Genomic DNA, 20,163 nt, shown 5'->3' with positions numbered 1-20,163 from the left:
AACATTTACGCTTAACATCTATAATTTTGGCTATCCACAACCAGCATTTAAAAATTACCTTGTCTTTACTTCATAACTTATGGTTAAAACAGCGGTCCCCCTTTTATATAATATCCTATACATTTAACATAAGCGAAAATCATTCATTAAAATATAGGTTAAATATTTACCCCTGCACCAAAAGGCACTGACAGTCAAACGTGATGTCCATCGGTGATTATATTATTTTTATCATTATCATTGTTCTTCAAAACCATTAGCAACGACGGTATCAATTTCAGATTGACACCAGCCGGAACACTGATGAAAATAACTATATGAACGTTTTATCAAGAAAGATACTGCTTGCTTTTTTAGCCTTTACCATAATTTTAGTTATCGCTGCCCTTTTTGTAAGAGACAAGATCACAGAAAGATTAGCCCATACGGCACAGATCTCGCACCTTATGGATCTTAATAATTCCAGGCCCCAGCAGGCGCTGCTTTTACTTCACCAGGCCGAGGATTTATTTCAATCCTCACTCGTAGATGCCGACGCTGCTAAGGCTCAAGCTTATCAGGCCAAACTTTCACTAGCTTTTGCTGAAATTGATACCCTGTTAAACATGCAGCATGACACTACCAAACTAAATGCAGAACAGCGTTCTCAACTTCATACATGGCACAACCAAAAGGTAAAACTATCTGCCGATCTTCTTTCTGCCCGGCACGACTTTGATTCCCTGCTCACAACCTATTCAGATTACAGCACGGCGACCGTTCAAAATAAACTTGCCGTTAAAAGTAGCCGTACGGTACAAAACAGCAGCGACACCTTAACCCAACCCGGCCAGGTAAAACGAAAAGGTTTTTTTGCAAGAATTAAAGAAGCCATAAAGAACAAAAACGCCTATGCAACCAATTCGGGAGGTGTTGTTATCAACCACCGGACCCGAATTTATGTCGACTCGGTTACGCAAAAACTCCGCGATAAAGATCAATCCAACTATCTCAATAAAATCAGGCAATTACAACAAAGCAACCACAAATTACAGGAAGCGCAAAGACAGCTCATCGCCCTTAATATGCGCATTACCCATAAAATGGAGCAGTTAATTAGTACCATTAAGGATATAAATTACAGCATGACCGATGCCTTTAAGGGTTTAGCCTTTAACAGTTACCTGGAAACAACACGTTTGCTAAACAGGCTTTACCTTGTTGCACTTTTGTTGCTTCTGGCTTTTGCAGTGTTGTTGATTGTGTTTGTTATTAAGCTGGGGCGATCTGAAGAGCTTTTGCTGAAAGAGAACGAACGAGCCGTAATGATAGCGCGTCAAAAAATGGACCTGCTGCTGCACATGAGCCATGAAATCCGTAATCCGCTCACATCTATAAATGGTTTTTTATACATTTTCAGCAGAACGGCGCTCACTCCAAAACAATCAGAAATGTTGGGAACAGTGCGGGCATCATCCGATTTGCTACTGCAAACGCTCAACGATACCCTTGATGCCGCAAAAATGGAAAGCAGCGAACTCAAGATCCATCATGATCCTTTTTGCCCGGATAAAACGTTAAAAGAAGTAATTGAAAGCATGGCATTTAGTGCTGATAAAAAACAATTGGAATTAAATTATCATTTTGAAGGCGATCCGGAAGCTGAAGTTTTGGGTGATAGTTTCAGGTTAAAGCAGATTATCGTAAACCTTGTTAGCAATGCTATCAAATATACCGATACAGGAAATGTAAAGATCAAAGCAGCGCTAAAATTATCCGACAGCAAAGGCGGACTAACAGTTGATATTAGCGATACAGGAGCCGGTATAAGCCAGGAACAACAGATTAACCTGTTTTCAAAATATTACCAAACCAATTCGGCAAAAGGAAATACCGGTACAGGTCTTGGTTTATACATTTGCAAACAATTGATTGAATTGCAAAAAGGTAATATCACCGTAAAAAGCGATGCGGGCAAAGGAAGTACTTTTAGTTTTGAAATCCCTTACGAAAAGTATAAAATAGATTAATTGCCGGCGTTTTATTTAAAATTTGATGTATATACCCAGAATCTTAAAAAACTCTTTATTCTCCAGCTAATTATAAGTTACACCAGTACGTCCATTTTAACGTTAACTGTCTGTTTTTTACTGTATACGGTGATGGCGTGGTATTATCGCCGTAAACAATAAACAGGTCGGACGCAGGCTTATAGCGCCATTGCAGGCGGGTATTAATGTTGATATTATCCACCTGCTCATTATATTGTATATAGGTGGTAAAATACAAGCTATTGGTGAAGGTAACATCAATTTTTGGCCCTACCAGCCAGAACGTATTATGGCCAAATGGCTGCGGCAACCTTAAATCATTGAAGGAGGTATTGATAGCAATATTTACATAAGGTTGAAAACGATAGCCTATTAAACTTGTAACGCTATTGCGTACGCCCTTATCATAATACCCACCGTGCGATGCTTCCAGCAAATAGGTAAACACATTTTGCGGCTTCGATACAAACTGCACATCAATAGTGTTCCAGTTATGCTCAGAGCCGGTAGGTAATAAACCTTTACCGATATTAGTTGGATCATAAGGCCTCAGAAGGCGCACATAATCATTTATACCGGACACCGACAGTGTTGCCCGGTTACGGAATGTGATCAAATATGACAGGATACTTTCATTATCAGTACGGTGAAACGACTCATCGAAGAAATAATTAGAGGTAAGCTGGATGCCATGGCTTAGAATATTACCCTGCTTAGGAAAAAAATTACGGAGTAACAGCGGGCTTAACTTCACATAACCAACACGGGGAACATAACCCACTTCGGCATTGTAATTTTTACCTACGTACTCCTCCTGCATATAAAGCGTCCAGTATTTGCTCAGGTATTGGAAATGATCGGATAACACGTAATCATGCCCGCTTACACCTGGTGTAAATGATTTAAGGGCGAGTACTTTGCCTGTCCAGATATTGCTGCGCGAGGCAAGATTAAACTCGGCACCTATATTGCGGTTATAAGCAGTTGATCCGGCATTGGTGCCGGGAATATTGGCAGTAGCGTCCTTATTTACAAATAGGAAAGCGATATTTGAGCGATCAAGGATCCGTCTTTGCAGGGTAATGATGCCATAGTTTTCAGGAGCCTGCTGGGCGCTGCCCGAGCCGCCTGTTTGAATATCCATAGCGCCAATACGCCAGTCCTTATCTAATTTACCGGTCAATCTTGCTCCAAAATCAATCGGTACGTTGAGGCCTATCCGCCTTGAAAAAAAAGGGCGAATATCAGAATAACCAAAGTTGGCAAACAGGTCACCATTTTCTAAAAAAAACTGTCGTTTTTCAGGGAAGAAAAGTTCGTATCTGTTGAGGTTGATGACCTGTTGATCAACATCAACCTGCGAAAAATCGGGATTGACTGTTAAATCCAGGTTAAGGGCTGGTGTAACGGAGATCTTGGCGTCCCCTCCTATTTCATGTTTATATTCGGTTTTGGTATTATGCTGATAATCTTTAGATAAACCCGTAAGCGCGTACGGGATTATAGATACGTTGCTGCTGGCTGTTGGGGGCGCTTCGTCCCAAACAAGTGTGCCGGTATAAGCCAATGAAGCTGTAGGGAATTGCCGTGGGATGGGTGTCCAGCTTGATTTTTCGGCAGTCTTTAGATCGTTACGGCTAAAGTTGATCCCCCATTCCTTTATACCTTTTTTATAACGGATACTTTTAAATGGGATAGATGCTTCCCAAACCCATTTATCAGGATAATTTTTTACTGCCGAATACCAGCGGTTATCCCAGCTCAGGTCAACCTTGCCGCCTTCATACATGCTGCCGTCCCACTGCCCTCCCGCCGCGTTGGCACCAAAACTAAAGCCATCGGTGCGGGCATCAAATGGATCCATGAAAATCAGGAAGTTATCATTTTTTACAAAACTGAAATCACGTTTTAACGATTCAACCATGTAAGGCCCCGGGACCGAATTATAATTGATAGCTATGATGTACAGGTTTTTATCATCGTAGGTCATCCGCACCTCGGTTTTAACAGTGGCCTTGCTGGTATCCATCGGCAGCACCATGAAAAAATCTCCCGCCGAATCAGCCTGCATCCAGGCTTGCTCATTCATCACTCCGTCTATATTAATAGCCGAAGCAGCCCTGCGGATATGGTACTTATACCCCGCATTCTTTTTTTGAGCCGATGCATAAAAGGAGGTTATACAGCATAAGATGATGAGCAAAAATGTTTTTGCCGAAAGCCAGCAATAGCGTTTTAAGGGCATTAAGACAAGGGTATATAAACTTATTGGTTCACGAATTTTAAAACTACATTTTTTTAGTAAAAATCAACGCCTTGTATCATATAATTTACGGCCCGGGCTCTAAACAAACAATTCTATATCTAACAATCAGCGCATTACATATAACCCCCTGTAAAGCAGGTTTAATCTTATAACCAAACAGCCCGCTTAACCAATCGGTTAAGCGGGCTGTTGGTTACCCGTTATCATATGTTTGAAATCCTGTGGGCTTTGAAAGGCAATAACAAATCCGGAGAATCCAGACTTACGAAGTTTGAAAAGTTCTCAAGTCTGGATTCTACAACATGTCATGAGTAACTTTTTATTTTTAAAATGTTAATTAATACTCTCCAGCATCTTAATATACAACTCAATGCCTTCCCTGATCTCATCTACATAAACAAACTCATCGGCAGTATGTGAACGTGCGGAATCGCCGGGGCCAACTTTTATGGAAGGGATATCCAGCAATGATTGATCGGATGTTGTTGGTGAGCCATAGGTGGTACGGCCAAGCGCTATGCCAGCCTGAACTATGGGATGTTCTTTAGGGATAGATGATGGTTTTAACCTGATAGAACGCGGTTTTACATCGCTGGCAACATGCTCACGGATAATCTCCAGCACTTCCTCATTACGGTAAGCATCAGTTACACGCACATCAACGGTATACACGCAGCTGGCAGGCACAACGTTGTGTTGTGAGCCAGCATTAATAATAGTCACCGACATTTTTATCGGCCCAAAAACTTCTGATTCTTTCGGAAACTTAAAAGTACGGAACCATTCAATATCTGTTAATGCTTTGTAGATAGCGTTCTCTCCTTCTTCGCGGGCGGCATGTCCGGCACGGCCATGAGCAGTACAATCTAACACCATTAAACCCCGTTCGGCAATTGCCAACTGCATCAGGGTTGGCTCACCTACTATGCCAAAAGATAGTTGCCCTAAATCGGGAATGATCAGTTCCAGACCGTTTACGCCTGAAATTTCTTCCTCAGCGGTAGTCGCCAGGCAGAAATTATATTTCAGGTTTTCCTTATCATGAAAATAAAGAAATACCGCTATAAGTGAAACCAGGCAGCCCCCGGCATCATTACTACCAAGGCCATATAATTTACCATCTTCAATTTTGGCATCGTAAGGATCGCGTGTATAGCCCGAATTGGGCTTTACGGTATCATGATGTGAGTTAAGGAGGATAGTTTCTTTAGCCGGGTCGAAATATTTATTCCAGGCCCAGATATTGTTGAGCTTACGATGAGTGGTTACCCCATGCGACTGCAGAAATTCGTTGATCAGATCGGCAGTGCGGTCTTCTTCTTTACTAAACGACGGGATGGATATTAGTTGTTGCAGTAATGTTACCGCCAGTTGAAATAAATTGCTTGTGTCAGTCATAAATTTAAGGGTTATCCCTTGTGATGAACGGGCAAAATTAATACTTTTTATTGATCAGAATTTTCAGAATTCAAGAATTCGCAGAATTGACATCAGAAATATTAACCTCATTGATCTATATTTAACTATTAAATAACAATTAATTAACGCACCCATTCAATTAATTCTGAAATTCTGATTCAAATCTGCTCATCTTCCATTTTTGAGTGTTTGCGGGTATCATTCATGGTGATATATAAAACCAATGATAGCACGATACAAACAGTTACATACCAATAAAACCATTGCGCATGATGTTCATTTTTGAACCACAGGGCAATATATTCGGCAGTGCCGCCAAACAGGGATACGGCTATTGCATAAGGGAAACCTACGCCCAGGGCGCGCACATTGGCCGGAAAAAGTTCGGCCTTAACAACAGCATTGATCGATGTATAGCCGCTTACAATGACCAGCGCGCAAAGGATCAGCGCGAATGCAACCCATACATCTTTAGTATGGCTTAACAATGTCATGATAGGAATTGTACAAAGCGTACCCAATATGCCAAAACCAATTAATAATGGTTTCCGGCCAACTTTATCCGACAGTAAGCCAAATAAAGGTTGTATCACCATAAATACAGCTAATGTTAAGGTTGAGATGAGCGTAGCGGCACTCTTACTAAAGCCGGATGTATTAACCAAAAACTTTTGCATATAAGTAGTAAAGGTGTAAAACGCCAGCGTACCGCCAATGGTTAATCCTATTACCGTAAAAACAGCTTTGGGATGTTGTGTTAAAGCTTCTATCGTGCCATTCAGACTATCGGCTTTTTTACTTTCTTTATCAAACGATGCCGATTCCTGTAAGCTTCGCCTTAAATACATAGTGGTGACAGCCAGTATTGCCCCGATTCCAAACGGAATGCGCCAACCCCAGTCATGCAATTGTTTTTCAGATAAAAACGCTCTTTGCAGCAAAACCAAAACACCCAATGCCAGTAATTGCCCCATAATGAGCGTTACATATTGAAAGCTTGAGTAAAAACCACGGTGCTTTTTTGTAGCCATTTCACTCAGGTAAGTGGCGCTGGTTCCATACTCCCCTCCTACACTCAGGCCCTGGATAATGCGGGCCAACACCAGCAGTATAGGCGCAGCAACACCGATGGTTTTGTAGCCAGGTGTTATAGCAATAATCAATGAACCAACGCTCATGAGCAGTACCGAAAATGTAAGCGCTGTTTTACGGCCGCGTTTATCCGCAAAGGTCCCCATTACCCAACCGCCTATAGGGCGCATTAAAAAGCCGATGGCAAAAATACCTGCTGTGTTTAAAAGCTGTACGGTTTGGTTGTCTGAAGGAAAAAAAGCATCTGAAAAATAAAGGGAAAAGGCAGTGTAAGCATACCAGTCATACCATTCAACCAAATTTCCCAGCGATCCGCCTATGATGGACTTGATGCGTCCGCCCGTGGTTTGGGGTATTGGTGATTTTATTTCATTCATAGGTTTGGCAGATATTGTTGGTTTCCGTAATATTAGGAATTTTAAAATAGAGGCGCAATACCAATATAATAACCGGCATATTTGCTTTAATAAAAACTTATCCAACCTAATCTAATACGCTCAACCATTCCCCCAAACCACAACCATGCTTTTCACCGAAGATTTTTTGCATTACATCTGGAAATTCAGGCTTTTTGAGCGCGAAAACCTTCAAACTGTAGATGGTGAGAAACTGGAAATCTTTTCGGCAGGGCTGCACAATTCAGATTCAGGTCCCGATTTTCATAATGCGAGGATCCGTATTGGCGAGACTGTTTGGGCAGGTAATGTAGAAGTGCATCTTTCCGCGTCCGACTGGCAAAAGCATGGCCATACTAATGATGGCGCTTATGATAATGTGATATTACATGTGGTTTATCGTAACGATATACAGTTGTTTTTACCAAACGGGCGCAAAGTTCCAACCCTTGAACTGCAAAACCGTATTAGTGAAGAGCTTTATAACAAATATCATAAGCTGGTTTTCGGTAACCAGAGTTTTATACCCTGCGAAAACGGCATCGCTACAGTGGATGCCCTCACCATGCAAAACTGGCTTACCCGCGTGCTGGTTGAGCGGATGGAAAAACGATCGGCAAATGTGGCAGCGGCTCTGGCACTTAATAAAGGCGATTGGGAAGAAACTTTTTACCAGTTTTTAGCGGCAAACTTTGGTTTTAAAGTAAACGCCCTACCGTTTGAGCTGATGGCTAAATCGCTGCCTCAGCTTATCCTCGCCAAGAACAAAAATAACCCAATGCAGATAGAGGCTTTGATATTTGGACAAGCCGGCTTTTTGGAAGGTGAGTTTAAAGATGAATACCCATTGAAACTCCAAAAAGAATACGAATATCTCCGCAAAAAATACAACCTAAAACCAATAGAGAACCATTTGTGGAAGTTTATGCGGTTAAGGCCTCAAAACTTTCCAACCATCAGGTTGGCACAGTTTGCGGCACTTATCGTACAGTCAAACCACCTGTTATCTAAAATATTAGAAATTAAAGAGGTGAAAACACTGCGTAGTTTATTTACAGAGATCAAAGTAAACGATTACTGGGAGGGCCATTACCGGTTTGATGTACAATCCAAGCCATCATCCAAAAATATAGGCGATGGTTCTGTTGATATCTTGCTGCTCAATACAGTGGCTTTGTTCCTGTTTAGTTACGGCAAGCAGCATCAGCAGCAATATTACATTAGCCGCAGTCTTAAATTATTAGAAAATTTACCGGCCGAAAAAAACAATATTATCGCTGATTTTGTTAACTTAGGAGTGAAAATTGAAACTGCGTTTGAATCACAGGCATTGCTTGAATTAAAAAATAATTACTGCAATTATAAGAAATGCCTGCAATGCGGCGTTGGTAATAAGATACTAAAACTGGCCTGACACCATGCTACAGCGGATACTTACTTTTTTTGAACGGTACTCTTTTGGTGTATGCACCTACCTTGGCGAACGCTTTAATATCTCGATCTCCAAGATCAGGCTTTTCTTTATCTACTCCTCATTCCTGGCGGTAGGCTTCCCGCTTATATTTTATTTTTTTGCAGGTATTGTGTTGGATATCCGCAACTTTATTAAACGCAAGCATACCGGGGTTACTGATCTTTAACCGCTGATCATTTTTGATTGCGTTGATTTCGCTGATTTTTATCGGGAGATTTCACCGATTTTGATTAGTGAAAGCACATCTTCTCATTAAACCAATTTGCCAGTTTTTACGGCATCTTGTAAGTTGCGCACCTTAAATTTGGGAGTGTAGCAGTATTGAGCCAGCTGTTTAACCCATGTGGTGTTGTAGCCAAACATCAGTTTAATAACTTTTACCCGGGTTGAGCCTTTGGGATAGCCATATTTATACCAACTGAACTTAGATGGATCTATATTGAACTGTTCGGTAAAATCGGCAAGAAAAAGGTCTATCTCAATGTCAAAAATATCCAGATCAAGATCGATACTGGTATCGAGGTTCAGGCTACGCGGATCAACCTTATGGATCTTATACCTGTTGCAATAATCAACTATAAATTCTTTTAAGGGTGGCAGTATCTCTTCCATTTAAACGAATGTTAATTTGACCATTTAAGTTATGAGACGTAGCTTTTTAAATAAGGTTGCATACAAATTTACTTTATTTTTAAATCGTTTAAATTGAACCTGATAGTTAATAAATGTTAAATATTTATTGCTGTACAATGGAGCTTTATGCTACTAAAATCAACCTGATGTATTATTATTGCACCAGGTAAACCAGATACTTCAAATGAACCTAAAAGTAATTGCCTTTGATGCCGACGACACCCTTTGGGTAAATGAACCTTACTTTCAAGCCACCGAAGAAAGGTTTTGCAGTCTGCTCGAAAATTTTTCGCCACAGCACACCATTTCCAAAGAGCTTTTTAAAGTTGAGGTTGATAACCTCCCACTTTATGGCTACGGGATAAAAGGCTATATCCTCAGCATGATAGAGGCAGCATTGAGCATTTCTGAAAAAAATATTAGCGTTGATGTAGTGGAAACCATATTACAATATGGTAAGGATATGCTTAATCAACCGATAGAGTTACTGAACGAGGTAGAACATGTTTTATCCTCATTAAAAGATCATTACAGGCTGGTGGTAGCCACCAAAGGCGATCTGCTTGACCAGGAGCGGAAGCTCAAAAAATCAGGGCTGGCACATTACTTTCACCATATCGAAATTATGAGTGATAAAAAGGAGGATGATTATATCAAGCTGATCAAACACCTTGACATCAATCCCGATGAGTTTATGATGATCGGCAATTCCTTAAAATCAGATGTAATGCCCGTGATCAACATTGGCGGGCATGCTGTTCACGTACCCTATCATACAACCTGGGCGCACGAACATGTAGAAACCGTTTTAACACACGAAAACTTCAAACATGTGCATAAGATCAGTGAAGTATTGGAATTTGTGTTGGAGTCCGGAAGGCCGAAAGTCAGCAAGTCCGGAAGTTAGCGTCAGAGAGATAATCATTAAAGTATTTTCCATCTTCGGACTTGCCGACTTCATGACATTCCGACTCTAAATATCTTTCTCCATTACAATTAGCTCAATATGCTGTTTGGCGTCACCAAAACGGCCATGCGCATGAAAAGGCTGGATTTCGCCGGTTGGTTTGTAGCCGCGGCGCTCATACCAGCTTATCAGTTCGGAGCGGATGCTGATTACTGTCATAGTTAAAATATTGCAGTTATGCTTACGCGCGTAAACTTCTGCTTCTTCTATCAGTGCGCGGCCCACACCTTTATTCTGCAATAGTGGCGATACACTAAACATGCCAACATACAACTTTGGAGTTCTGACTTCAAGATAAACAGTACCTGTAATATTGCCATCCTCATCAGTATGCTTTAAAATGATGATATTTTCATCATTCATATACCCCGTCAGAGTTTGTTCATCAATGCGGGCACCACCAATTAAGTCGGCCTCAGTTGTCCAACCCCGTTTGGAGCTTTCACCACGGTAAGCGCTGTTTACTAAAACATTAAGTTCGGGTACGTCGGTAAGTGTAGCTTGGGTTATTACAGGCATATGATTAATTTAAGGATGCCAAAGGTAATGGTTGTACGTTCTAAATAAAAGGCCTCAAATTACCATTTTGAAGTTTGTACCTTAATTAATTCTGCTTAATTCATAAATCAGCAACCTTTCGGCGCTTCACAAAGCCTATCCCGATAATCGTTAAAGGCAATAACAATAATACATCGGACACATGGGCTAACAATAAGATCCTTAAAATCCGGCTTACCGGGAAAGCTGCAGCTGCAAGGCCTACCAGCAAACCAAGCCAAACAGGTACTGCCTTTTTACGGACAAGGTTTATAGCTAACACCAATAGGCTTAACGGGAACAACGGGCCTGCCCAAAAAAGCAACAAACCCGAACTGACGGGATATTGCTGTAAAACACGGAGATAATTATGATGAGAAATTTTAAATATAGTTGATAAATATCCCAACATGCCAAACCCAATCCCCCCCATACAGCATCCATAAATAGCTATCAACAAACCTATTGCTGAATAAAACGGCATGTTGTGCTTTAACAAGCCAAATAACCCATACAAAGCCGGGATCCAAAATACTGTTGACAGGCAGATCAGCGTTACAGCAGTTACCCCGTATTGTCCATCTACCCAAAAAAATGTTGATATGCAAAACAGCAATGGTGCTGTAATAAGGCACAAGCCAGGCAATATTTGTTGTTGGAAATCGATTTCGGCTTTCATAATTTAAAAGATTTACCAGCTATGACCGTAACATGCTATCGTAGGTTACACTTATATCAAATGACATTAAAAAAGCCATAAGTTTTAAAACCAAGCTGTATATTTAGTAGTTAATAACACATCTGTTTATATTAAACCCAGCCATGGCTTTTATAGATTATTACAAAGTATTAGAGCTCGACAAAAATGCATCCGAAAAGGATATTAAAAATGCTTACCGTAAACTGGCCCGCAAATATCACCCCGATCTTAATCCTAATGACGAAGATGCTCACAAAAAATTCCAGCAGCTAAACGAAGCAAATGAAGTATTAAGTGACCCGGAAAAGCGAAAGAAGTACGACAAATATGGCGAGAACTGGCAGCATGGCGAAGCATATGAACAACAAGCGCGCCAACAAGCCGGTGCACAAGGAGGTTTTGGTGGCTATGGGGGCTTTAACGGAGCCGAAGGATTTGGTAGCGCCGAAGGGTTTGGAAGTGACGATTTTTCAGATTTCTTTCAATCGATGTTTGGCGGTGCAGGAGGCGCGCGTAGCGGCAGGCAGGCAAAATACCGCGGGCAGGACTATAACGCCTCGTTAAGTTTAAACCTTCGAGACGTTCTTGAAACACATAAGCAAACGTTGACTGTCAATGGCAAAAACATCCGGATAACTATACCCGCAGGTATTGAAAACGGGCAAACTATCAAAATAGCCGGGCATGGCGCCCCGGGTGTAAACGGCGGCCCCGCCGGAGATCTGTATATTCAGTTTAATGTTGCACCTGATGCAAATTTTAAGCGTGATGGTAATAATTTGTACGCCACGTTGAAACTTGACCTGTACACTGCAGTTTTAGGTGGAGAAATAACTGCCGATACATTAAACGGCAAAGTTAAAGTGAAAGTAAAACCTGAAACTCAAAACGGCACTAAAGTAAAACTCAAAGGCAAAGGTATGCCCGTTTATAAAAAAGAGAATGAATTTGGCGATCTGTACCTGACCTATGATATCCAAACCCCTACCAACCTTACCGAAAAGCAGAAACAATTATTTGAAGAACTGGCAAAATCCTCAGCCTAAATTAAAAACATTATGAAAACAGCAGAATTAATAGCGGCAAACGATTTTTGTGTATATCATAATGTTGAATACACGTTCATCACATCTTTACATGAAGCGGGCCTGGTTGAGGTAACCATCATTAATGAAATCGTCTTCATCCCGCAAACTGAACTTCAAAAGCTGGAAAAACTGGTGAGCCTGTACGAATTGGATATTAACGTAGCCGGCATTGAAGCTATCTCCCACCTGCTTAACCGGGTTGAAAAATTACAGGAAGATATGCGGTATTTAAAAAACAGGTTGAGCTTGTATGAATAAGAAAGCTTTCTTGTCAGGAATGCTTAAACCAAATATCTATTCATCATCCGCTCGCTTACAATATTGGCTTCATCGATAACACGTTCTGGATATCCCATGGATTTGAGTATGGCGATTCCGTTAGTGTTTTTAAGCAGGCCCTGCTTCAGGATATAGTCAAATACCAGCATGCGCCCGTCTTTTGATTCTGAAAAGGAATATACAACAAAATCCTCGTCGAGCAGTTCGGCCAGCTCAAGGTCGTGGGTTGATACAAAAACAAAATTTTGGTTAGCGGTAATGTACGAAAGCACGGACTTAGCCGCCGCTATACGTTCGATGGTATTGGTACCCCTGAAAATCTCATCGATGATCACAAGGCTTTTTATATCCTCTTTCTGAGAACTGTTATCAATGATATCTAAAATAGCTAAGGCCTGTGCCTGAAAATAACTCTTGTGTTCATCAATGTTATCGCTGGTTTTGATGCTGGTTTGTATTTTGAGAAAAGGAGCCTTATAGGCCTTTGCACAACTTGTAAATATAGTTTGCGATAGCAGCGTATTTAATGCCAGCGCTTTAATAAATGTAGTTTTGCCAGACATGTTTGACCCTGTGATCAATGCCCCCCTGTCTGCATCAGTTGTATAAAGGGAGTTGGTTACACAGTTAGCTACTAACGGGTGAAATAGTTCGGTAATCTCTATTTTGCCATCAACACCCGTAAACGCGGGTTTTGAATAAAAAGGCATTCCGTCACGTATTGATTGTATGGCTATCAGTGTATCGGCCCGGCCAATAAATTTATACACTTCTTTAATATCCTCGCGGTATTTACTGACTTGTTTTAATGATGATGTATAAATATTGGGCTCAATCACAAAAAGCAGTTTAAATAAATGGAAGGCTGCGTAAGCAATATCACTTTTACCATTCACGAAGCCACTTTCTATATTTACAAACTTAAGCGCTCCTTTTAAACCTCTTAGGCTGGTAAGGGAACGCTTTACCTCGGGTACCTGACCAAATTTCCCGCTTTTAACTAACGCCACTGCAACTTTATACATAACCAGCAATTGCGGTAACGATTTGGTATACCCTGAAATAGCCTTGCGGTTGCCGAAGTAAATAACAATGTTGTACGCAAACAACAATAGCAAAAAGATAAAGCTGAAAATGTTAGGAATAACAATCAGCGAAAATAACGCAGCCAGGATCAGAAAAGGTGAAACCTTTATATAAAAATTAATTACCGATGCAAATACCGGTTCATGTGTCCTGAGAAAAAGATCGGCTATAAAATAAGCATCGGGGTGGTTAAGTTTTGACAATTCCACTTCAAGCAATTCGCGGCCGGGTATATCCATGTTAAGATCCTCAATATCATTGTCGAGGTCATGCAAAACATCAAGCTCGGTTGTAGGGCAATGTAATAAATTAAACAAGTATTGTTTACCAGGCTTACTGTTTGTTCTGTCGATATAATTGAAAACACTTATCAGGTCAAGGTCGTCGGCTGTTTGAGCCGAAAGCTTGTTTTTACTATCTTCCGAATCCAGGTAAATCTTTATTAAGTCAAAGTTTCGGCGGGCGTTAACCGGTTTGCCCCACTTCTCCTGAATTTTTATCAGCTGCTTTTTTGCCCAGTGTAATTTATCATAATACGACTTAATATAAAGCACTCCAATTACGATAAAGACAACTATCGCAGAAAAAACAAAGTAATACATATCTAAAAATATAAAAATTTAATTAAACCAACTTATCTATCGCCAGTCATAATTATGTATTACAATTCAGGTATTAACTAAAATTTACGACCATGAAATTTATCCGATTTTCAATAATAGCTTTTGTGATGATGTTTTCATTTCAATTTGCAAAAGCTCAAAGCATAAGTATCAGCGCGCATTTTGGCCGTCCTTATCATAGGGTAGTTTACACAAGTGGATATTACGAAGCACCTGTTTACTATGGCAGGGACGTTTATTATGACCGTCCTGTTTATTATGGTCGTCCGCGCTATTACGCAGCAAGATATTATGATGCGCCGGTATACTATCAAAGACACTATCGTGTTCATCGTTATTGCAGGCACTGGTAAAAAGATAAAGCCTCCGGGTTGCCGGAGGCTTTCTTATAATAAGTAACTATGCCAGTATAAAACGATCATGTACATTAACCAATGCCATTTAGATGTACACAAAATTAGCCCCCGTTAAAAATGAGAGGTTTTAAGGGTTGTGTTAAAATACAGGCAGTTATTACTCAATATTACTTGGATCTATCCTTAAAAAAAGAATGTAATGCCCGTTGCGTAAATTCTGATAAAACCAGCTCACCACTTATAGCCGCACGTTGTTTAAGCAATTCATCCCAATCAGCAGTGCCTTCCCAAAGTACCTGTTTTAAGCCGGTAAGTGCTGCCGGGTTATATGAAGCTATTTTTTGAGTAAGCTCATATACAGCCGCATCAAGACTTGGAGTATCTGCATAAACCTCATTATACAAGCCGTTTTGCTTTGCCCATTGGGCAGTTTGAAAATCTGACGCCCTGATAGTGAGCTGTGAAAATGCTGATAACCCTATTTTACGGATCACAGCGGGGGCTATCACAAAGGGGCCAATACCTATAGTAAGCTCACTTAACTTTATTGATGCCGCCTCGCTGGCCAGGCAATAATCGGCAGCGGCGGCAAGGCCAACCCCACCTCCAACTGTTTTACCCTGTACCCTCGCAATTATCATTTTAGGGCATTTGCGGCAGGCATTAATCACGTTGGAAAACCCTTCAAAAAATAACGCGCCGGTTTCCCTATCCTTAATTTGCAACAGCTCGTCAAAGCTTGCACCCGCGCAAAAAGTACGATCTCCCGCGCTCTTTAAAACAATGACTTTTGTTTCCGGGTTATTACCTGCACCGAATATCGCATCGGCAAGTTGTTTTAATAGCGCCGAGGGCAGGGAGTTTTGTGCCGGATGATAAAAACAAATGGTAGTTACACCATCAGGCTCATTTACAATGGATACATTTCCGTTTTCGCCAGGCATATTTTATTTTTTATATCAGATGGTTTTCCAACCAATATCAGAAGTATTTATGTCAACTGCAATTTTGAGCCTAAATAAACAATGCTTACTTTTCAAGCAGAGGCAACTCAAAATAAAAAGTAGCGCCTGCACCAAGCTCACTTTCAACCCCTATATCGCCGTTATGATTATTAATGATCTCAGCCGAGATATAAAGCCCCATACCAAGGCCGCTCGTCATAAATTTTTTATCTTCGACACGATAAAACCGCTCAAAAATATGCTCGATTTGCGCGGCAGACAATCCGATGCCAAAGTCCGTTACTGATACACGCACCTTACCGTTTGTATTCCGGGTTTCAATAATGATATTTTTATTCCCGGTTGAATATTTTACAGAGTTGTTAATGAAATTTACCAGTACCTGCTCTAACCGGCCAGCATTTCCATCTATAAAAAAATCTTTTTCCGATTTATTGATAAAATTAAATTCAGGATAAAGGTGGATAGCATTTTCTAAAGTTGACGCTACCAGTTCACGAAGGTTTACTTTCGCCATGGCATATTCAAGGCCTCCCGCATGAATTTTGCTTACATCAAGCAAATCGTTAACCAAACGCTGAAGCTTATTTAAAGCAGTGCCGGCCTTTTCAATATATTGTTTTACTATTGATGGTACTTCCTCCTTTTTATAGGCCAAAATAAGCTGTAAATAGCCTTTCAGGCTGGTTAAAGGGGTTTTAAGTTCATGGCTGGCCACACCAATAAACTCGTCCTTCAAATCAAGCTGCTTTTTCTGTTCCTCAATGTCGGTCGCGGTACCTACCCAAAAAAGAATTTCGCCGTTATCATCTCTTAACGGCACTGCGCGGTTGAGGTGCCAACGATAAGTATTATCCCAGCGGAGGTACCTGTTTTCCAGTTCAAAAACACTCCCGGTTTGCAAAGATTCGAGGTAAGCACTCATTGTTTTTTGCAGATCATCTGGGTGTACTACCTGTTGCCAGCCCCAGCCTGCTGTTTCACCATATCGCCTGCCTGTATAATCAAACCAGCGCCGATTATAAAAATCAACCTCGCCACCGGGCAAATTTGTCCAGGTCATTTGAGTAATGTTATTAGCCAGCAACTTAAAGTGCTCCCGGCTTACAAGCAAATCATTGGTACGCTCCCTTACAGTATCTTCCAGATCATTATTCAGCTTCTCGGCAATATTCTGGGCTTCTTCCAGCTGATCATTCTTAATTTTAAGTTCCCATTCGGTTTCTTTTTGAGCAGTCAAATCGGTCAGGATCAAACTCAACGCCGTTCCTTCATCAAGGTCAAGCGTGGTACATGATAATAAACAGGGCGTTAGCTTACCATCGCGATTTGATAACAAAACCTCGCCCTTGCAATCAGTATTCCAGCCATCCCTGATTATTTGCTTATACTTCTCAACGGAAACTTCGGCAACAAAAATTTCAAAATTTAGACCGATCACTTTTTCCAAGGGTTCATTAACCATAGCCGCAAAGCTCGAATTGCTATACAATATTGTACCATCGCTATTCAACGTAACAGCTCCCTCGTTCATTTTTTCAATGAAAACGCGGTAGGTTTGATCGGCCGTTTTCAACGTATAAAGCTGGTGGCCTTCATCATCTTTAACTATAAAAGCATCAACCTGACCATTACGAATAGCAGAAATGACGTCGGTAGCTTCTTCTAATTGATATCGAAGCTTATTGTTTTCCGCAAGCAACTGCTCATATGTAAGTTTGTCCGGCTCCATAATTAGCTTTCTGTAAGTATTCCCAGCCCTTTTAAAACTTTGTCGGTGTTTGACATATCTCCGATAAGCTTACGTTCGACGCCGGGAGATTTTTTAATAAGTAAAGGCAATGCTATGATCTGTTCTTCCTTGGCAATGAGCGGTTGCTGATAGACATCAATTATCTCGAGCTCGTAATTAGGCTTAAGGTACTGCTCACAAATAATTTTCAAGTTGGCTATTGCCCTGACAGAATTGGGCGATGCTCCAATTACAAATAAACGCAATCGGAAAAATTGACTTTCTCCCTGATCTAAAGGCAACTGGTTTTGCTCGGTCATCTAACTATTTACTTACTGGTATTATATTCAATCCCACCAAAACTTTTTCCTCGTTGCTCAAGTCGCCTATTATTTTGCGAATCGGTTCAGGTACTTTTCTTACCAGCGTGGGGATTGCAAATATTTGATCCCCTTCGGCCAGTTGAGGCTGCTGCAGCAAGTCAATTACTTCAATAACATACTGACCTTTCAAATGTTCTTCACAATATTTTTTAAGGTTGGTGAGCGCGGTAACTGATTTAGCAGTTTTGCCCGCTATATACAGCCTTAACTCATATTTTATACCTTCATCCAGTTCCATTATTTTTTACTTTTTGATTTACTTTTAAGCGTATCCACATTTCCGCGGCGGATATCGGTTATCTCCTGGCGGTTTCTTTCTATAATATTCTGTTTTAATTCTTCTTCCAGGTATATTTTGTTCAATTCCTCCTCTGTCGATTCAAATTCGGCCTGCAAGCTTGCAATTTTTGATTCAAGCATCATACGCCGGCGCAATATTTCTTTATCTTTACGGGATATTGCGAATTCCCTCAATGCGACGCCTGTTTTTTCTCTTAATTTTTGTGCTTCCCTAGCCGATCCTGTAAGCACTCCATCAGGGCCAAGATAAACATCAACCAGGCTTAACCCCTCGTCGGTAATGGTAAATTCGCGTACCTGGTTTGAGTGGCTCATCCCACGCGATTTCATGATATATAACCCCCTATTGCGTTCACCGTTCGATTCAATATCCCTTACGAGCAGCCAGGTATCAACTAATGATGAGACGCCTTCGTCGGTTTGTTCACTTACCACCGTATTTAAACTGAGGGCAGTAAACATAACCGTGATCTGTTCGTCCTGTAAAAAATCTATCAGCCTAATCAGCATCGATTTTACTTCACTTACCGAACCCACCGTAATGAGGTTTGTAATCGGGTCGAGGATCACCGCTGCGGGTTTAAATCTTTTAATAATCTTATAAATAGCAACGAGGTGCATTTCAAGACCGTAAAGCGTAGGACGCGAGGCATGAAATTCAAGCAAGCCATTGTCAATGTGTTTTTGCAGGTCGAGATTGATTGATTTCATATTGCGAAGGATCTGCTTAGGCGATTCCTCGAACGCAAAATAAAGGCACTTCTTTTTGTTATTGCAAACCTCATTGGCAAAGCAGGCCGCAATACTTGTTTTGCCGGTGCCGGCCGTGCCCGAAACCAGGATACTGCTGCCCTGAAAAAAGCCCTTGCCTCCAAACATGCTGTCAAGAGAAGGTATCCCCGATGAAATTCTTTTTGATGATACTTCTTTTTCGAGACCTAAAGATGTTACCGGAAGCACGGAAATGCCATCTTCATCAATTAAAAATGGATATTCGTTGGTACCATGCTGTGTACCACGATATTTTACCACGCGCAAACGACGGGTCGAGATCTGATTTACAACCCTGTGATCAAGCAGGATCACACAATCTGAAACATATTCTTCAAGCCCCTGCCGTGTCAATGACGAGCCGTCACCTTTTTCGCCGGTTATAATAGCAGTTACACCTTTTTCCTTTAAAAAAGTAAAAAGCCTTCTAAGCTCAGCCCTCAATATAATTTGGTTTGATAAACCCGAAAAAAGATTTTCAAGAGTATCCAGTACTACTCTTTTTGCCCCGATGCTGTCAATAGCAAAGCCTAAGCGGATAAACAAACCTTCCAGATCATATTCGCCTGTCTCCTCAATCTCGCTTCGGTCTATATGCACATGATCAAGTCTTAATTTTTTATCATCCTGGAGTTTATTTAAATCAAACCCAAGCGATGCTACATTCGAAGCCAGTTCATCTGCCTTTTCTTCAAAAGCCATAAATACACCGGGCTCATTAAACTCGGTAGCTCCCCTCACGATAAACTCAAGCGACATAAGTGTTTTACCACAACCCGCTTCACCACATATCAGCGTTGGTCTTCCATTAGGTAAACCACCGCCCGTTATTTCATCTAAACCGGTAATACCGGTAGGAGTTTTGGGCAATTGCTCAAACGTTATAAGCTGCTGTTTTTTATGCAATTTGGTCATAATAAATCCAATCTGTTTAAACTACCCGCATACCACAACCATCAAGTATACAGGATTTTGTTTTATTGGTATGGTAATAGTAATATTTATAAAATTGTTTTGGTATAATTGATTTTGTGAAGGAAAAAAAATCAAAAAACGTGGTGAACTTA

General features: G+C 40.9%; 19 protein-coding genes. 7 read left to right on the top strand and 12 right to left on the bottom strand.

What is annotated here, in order from left to right; all coding sequences use genetic code 11:
* Positions 1–317 precede the first annotated feature (317 nt).
* Positions 318–2,009 (top strand): sensor histidine kinase, encoded by a 1,692-nt coding sequence (locus tag ACEN82_RS09925; RefSeq protein WP_413320806.1) that lies wholly within the window; start codon positions 318–320, stop codon positions 2,007–2,009.
* A 70-nt stretch (positions 2,010–2,079) separates the two neighbouring features.
* On the opposite strand, the gene ACEN82_RS09920 is transcribed toward ACEN82_RS09925, so the two are convergent.
* From ACEN82_RS09920 to ACEN82_RS09910, 3 genes are all read right to left on the bottom strand, one after another.
* Positions 2,080–4,275 (bottom strand): carbohydrate binding family 9 domain-containing protein, encoded by a 2,196-nt coding sequence (locus tag ACEN82_RS09920; RefSeq protein WP_413320808.1) that lies wholly within the window; start codon positions 4,273–4,275, stop codon positions 2,080–2,082.
* Positions 4,276–4,629: 354 nt separating this feature from the next.
* The gene (locus ACEN82_RS09915) at positions 4,630–5,694 is read right to left on the bottom strand and encodes a M20 family metallo-hydrolase (protein WP_413320810.1); all 1,065 of its coding nucleotides are present in this window, start codon (positions 5,692–5,694) and stop codon (positions 4,630–4,632) included.
* A 179-nt stretch (positions 5,695–5,873) separates the two neighbouring features.
* Entirely contained in the window at positions 5,874–7,184 is a 1,311-nt protein-coding gene (locus ACEN82_RS09910) for an MFS transporter (protein ID WP_413320812.1), read from the bottom strand.
* 145 nt (positions 7,185–7,329) lie between these two features.
* Between ACEN82_RS09910 and ACEN82_RS09905 the strand changes: the two genes are divergently transcribed.
* Both ACEN82_RS09905 and ACEN82_RS09900 read left to right on the top strand, forming a co-directional pair.
* The gene (locus tag ACEN82_RS09905; protein WP_413320814.1) at positions 7,330–8,616 is read left to right on the top strand and encodes a DUF2851 family protein; all 1,287 of its coding nucleotides are present in this window, start codon (positions 7,330–7,332) and stop codon (positions 8,614–8,616) included.
* Between the two features lie 4 nt (positions 8,617–8,620).
* Positions 8,621–8,842 (top strand): PspC domain-containing protein, encoded by a 222-nt coding sequence (locus ACEN82_RS09900; protein WP_022830549.1) that lies wholly within the window; start codon positions 8,621–8,623, stop codon positions 8,840–8,842.
* An 86-nt stretch (positions 8,843–8,928) separates the two neighbouring features.
* On the opposite strand, the gene ACEN82_RS09895 is transcribed toward ACEN82_RS09900, so the two are convergent.
* Positions 8,929–9,288 carry a DUF1493 family protein gene (locus ACEN82_RS09895; protein ID WP_176627052.1) on the bottom strand — a complete coding sequence of 120 codons (360 nt, stop codon included), beginning with the start codon at positions 9,286–9,288 and terminating at the stop codon, positions 8,929–8,931.
* 205 nt (positions 9,289–9,493) lie between these two features.
* Here ACEN82_RS09895 and ACEN82_RS09890 point away from each other — a divergent pair, with 205 nt between their 5' ends.
* The gene (locus tag ACEN82_RS09890) at positions 9,494–10,216 is read left to right on the top strand and encodes an HAD family hydrolase (RefSeq protein WP_413320816.1); all 723 of its coding nucleotides are present in this window, start codon (positions 9,494–9,496) and stop codon (positions 10,214–10,216) included.
* Positions 10,217–10,282: 66 nt separating this feature from the next.
* On the opposite strand, the gene ACEN82_RS09885 is transcribed toward ACEN82_RS09890, so the two are convergent.
* Entirely contained in the window at positions 10,283–10,795 is a 513-nt protein-coding gene (locus ACEN82_RS09885) for a GNAT family N-acetyltransferase (protein WP_413320818.1), read from the bottom strand.
* A 100-nt stretch (positions 10,796–10,895) separates the two neighbouring features.
* Complete coding sequence (locus ACEN82_RS09880; RefSeq protein ID WP_413320820.1) at positions 10,896–11,492, bottom strand: hypothetical protein; 597 nt, start codon at positions 11,490–11,492, stop codon at positions 10,896–10,898.
* 143 nt (positions 11,493–11,635) lie between these two features.
* Here ACEN82_RS09880 and ACEN82_RS09875 point away from each other — a divergent pair, with 143 nt between their 5' ends.
* Together ACEN82_RS09875 and ACEN82_RS09870 are read left to right on the top strand one after the other, a co-directional pair.
* Positions 11,636–12,559, top strand: coding sequence for a DnaJ C-terminal domain-containing protein (locus ACEN82_RS09875; protein WP_413320822.1), 924 nt, complete (start codon positions 11,636–11,638; stop codon positions 12,557–12,559).
* Positions 12,560–12,571: 12 nt separating this feature from the next.
* Positions 12,572–12,859 (top strand): chaperone modulator CbpM, encoded by a 288-nt coding sequence (locus ACEN82_RS09870; protein WP_413320824.1) that lies wholly within the window; start codon positions 12,572–12,574, stop codon positions 12,857–12,859.
* A 23-nt stretch (positions 12,860–12,882) separates the two neighbouring features.
* Here ACEN82_RS09870 and ACEN82_RS09865 read toward each other — a convergent pair whose 3' ends face one another.
* A complete protein-coding gene (locus ACEN82_RS09865) occupies positions 12,883–14,568 on the bottom strand; it encodes a MutS-related protein (protein WP_413320826.1) in 1,686 nt (561 codons plus the stop codon).
* Between the two features lie 92 nt (positions 14,569–14,660).
* On the opposite strand from ACEN82_RS09865, the gene ACEN82_RS09860 reads away from it, so the two are divergent.
* Positions 14,661–14,942 (top strand): hypothetical protein, encoded by a 282-nt coding sequence (locus tag ACEN82_RS09860; protein WP_139159947.1) that lies wholly within the window; start codon positions 14,661–14,663, stop codon positions 14,940–14,942.
* Positions 14,943–15,112: 170 nt separating this feature from the next.
* Here the strand turns inward: ACEN82_RS09860 and ACEN82_RS09855 are convergent, their stop codons facing one another.
* The 5 genes from ACEN82_RS09855 to kaiC all read right to left on the bottom strand — a co-directional run bounded on the left by ACEN82_RS09855 (position 15,113) and on the right by kaiC (position 20,011).
* Positions 15,113–15,889, bottom strand: a complete 777-nt coding sequence (locus ACEN82_RS09855) for an enoyl-CoA hydratase/isomerase family protein (protein WP_413320828.1) — start codon at positions 15,887–15,889, stop codon at positions 15,113–15,115.
* Positions 15,890–15,974: 85 nt separating this feature from the next.
* Positions 15,975–17,642, bottom strand: coding sequence for a PAS domain-containing sensor histidine kinase (locus ACEN82_RS09850; protein ID WP_413320830.1), 1,668 nt, complete (start codon positions 17,640–17,642; stop codon positions 15,975–15,977).
* A 2-nt stretch (positions 17,643–17,644) separates the two neighbouring features.
* Positions 17,645–17,962: a circadian clock KaiB family protein gene (locus ACEN82_RS09845; RefSeq protein ID WP_090526013.1), complete on the bottom strand. Its 318-nt coding sequence runs from the start codon at positions 17,960–17,962 to the stop codon at positions 17,645–17,647.
* Positions 17,963–17,966: 4 nt separating this feature from the next.
* Complete coding sequence (locus tag ACEN82_RS09840; RefSeq protein WP_274988859.1) at positions 17,967–18,263, bottom strand: circadian clock KaiB family protein; 297 nt, start codon at positions 18,261–18,263, stop codon at positions 17,967–17,969.
* Positions 18,263–20,011 (bottom strand): circadian clock protein KaiC, encoded by a 1,749-nt coding sequence (gene kaiC, locus ACEN82_RS09835; RefSeq protein WP_413320833.1) that lies wholly within the window; start codon positions 20,009–20,011, stop codon positions 18,263–18,265. Before kaiC ends, ACEN82_RS09840 begins: the two co-directional genes overlap by 1 nt.
* Positions 20,012–20,163: the final 152 nt, after the last annotated feature.

The organism is Mucilaginibacter sp. Mucisp73 (genome assembly GCF_059491465.1).
This window is presented reverse-complemented; position numbering and strand designations above follow the sequence as displayed.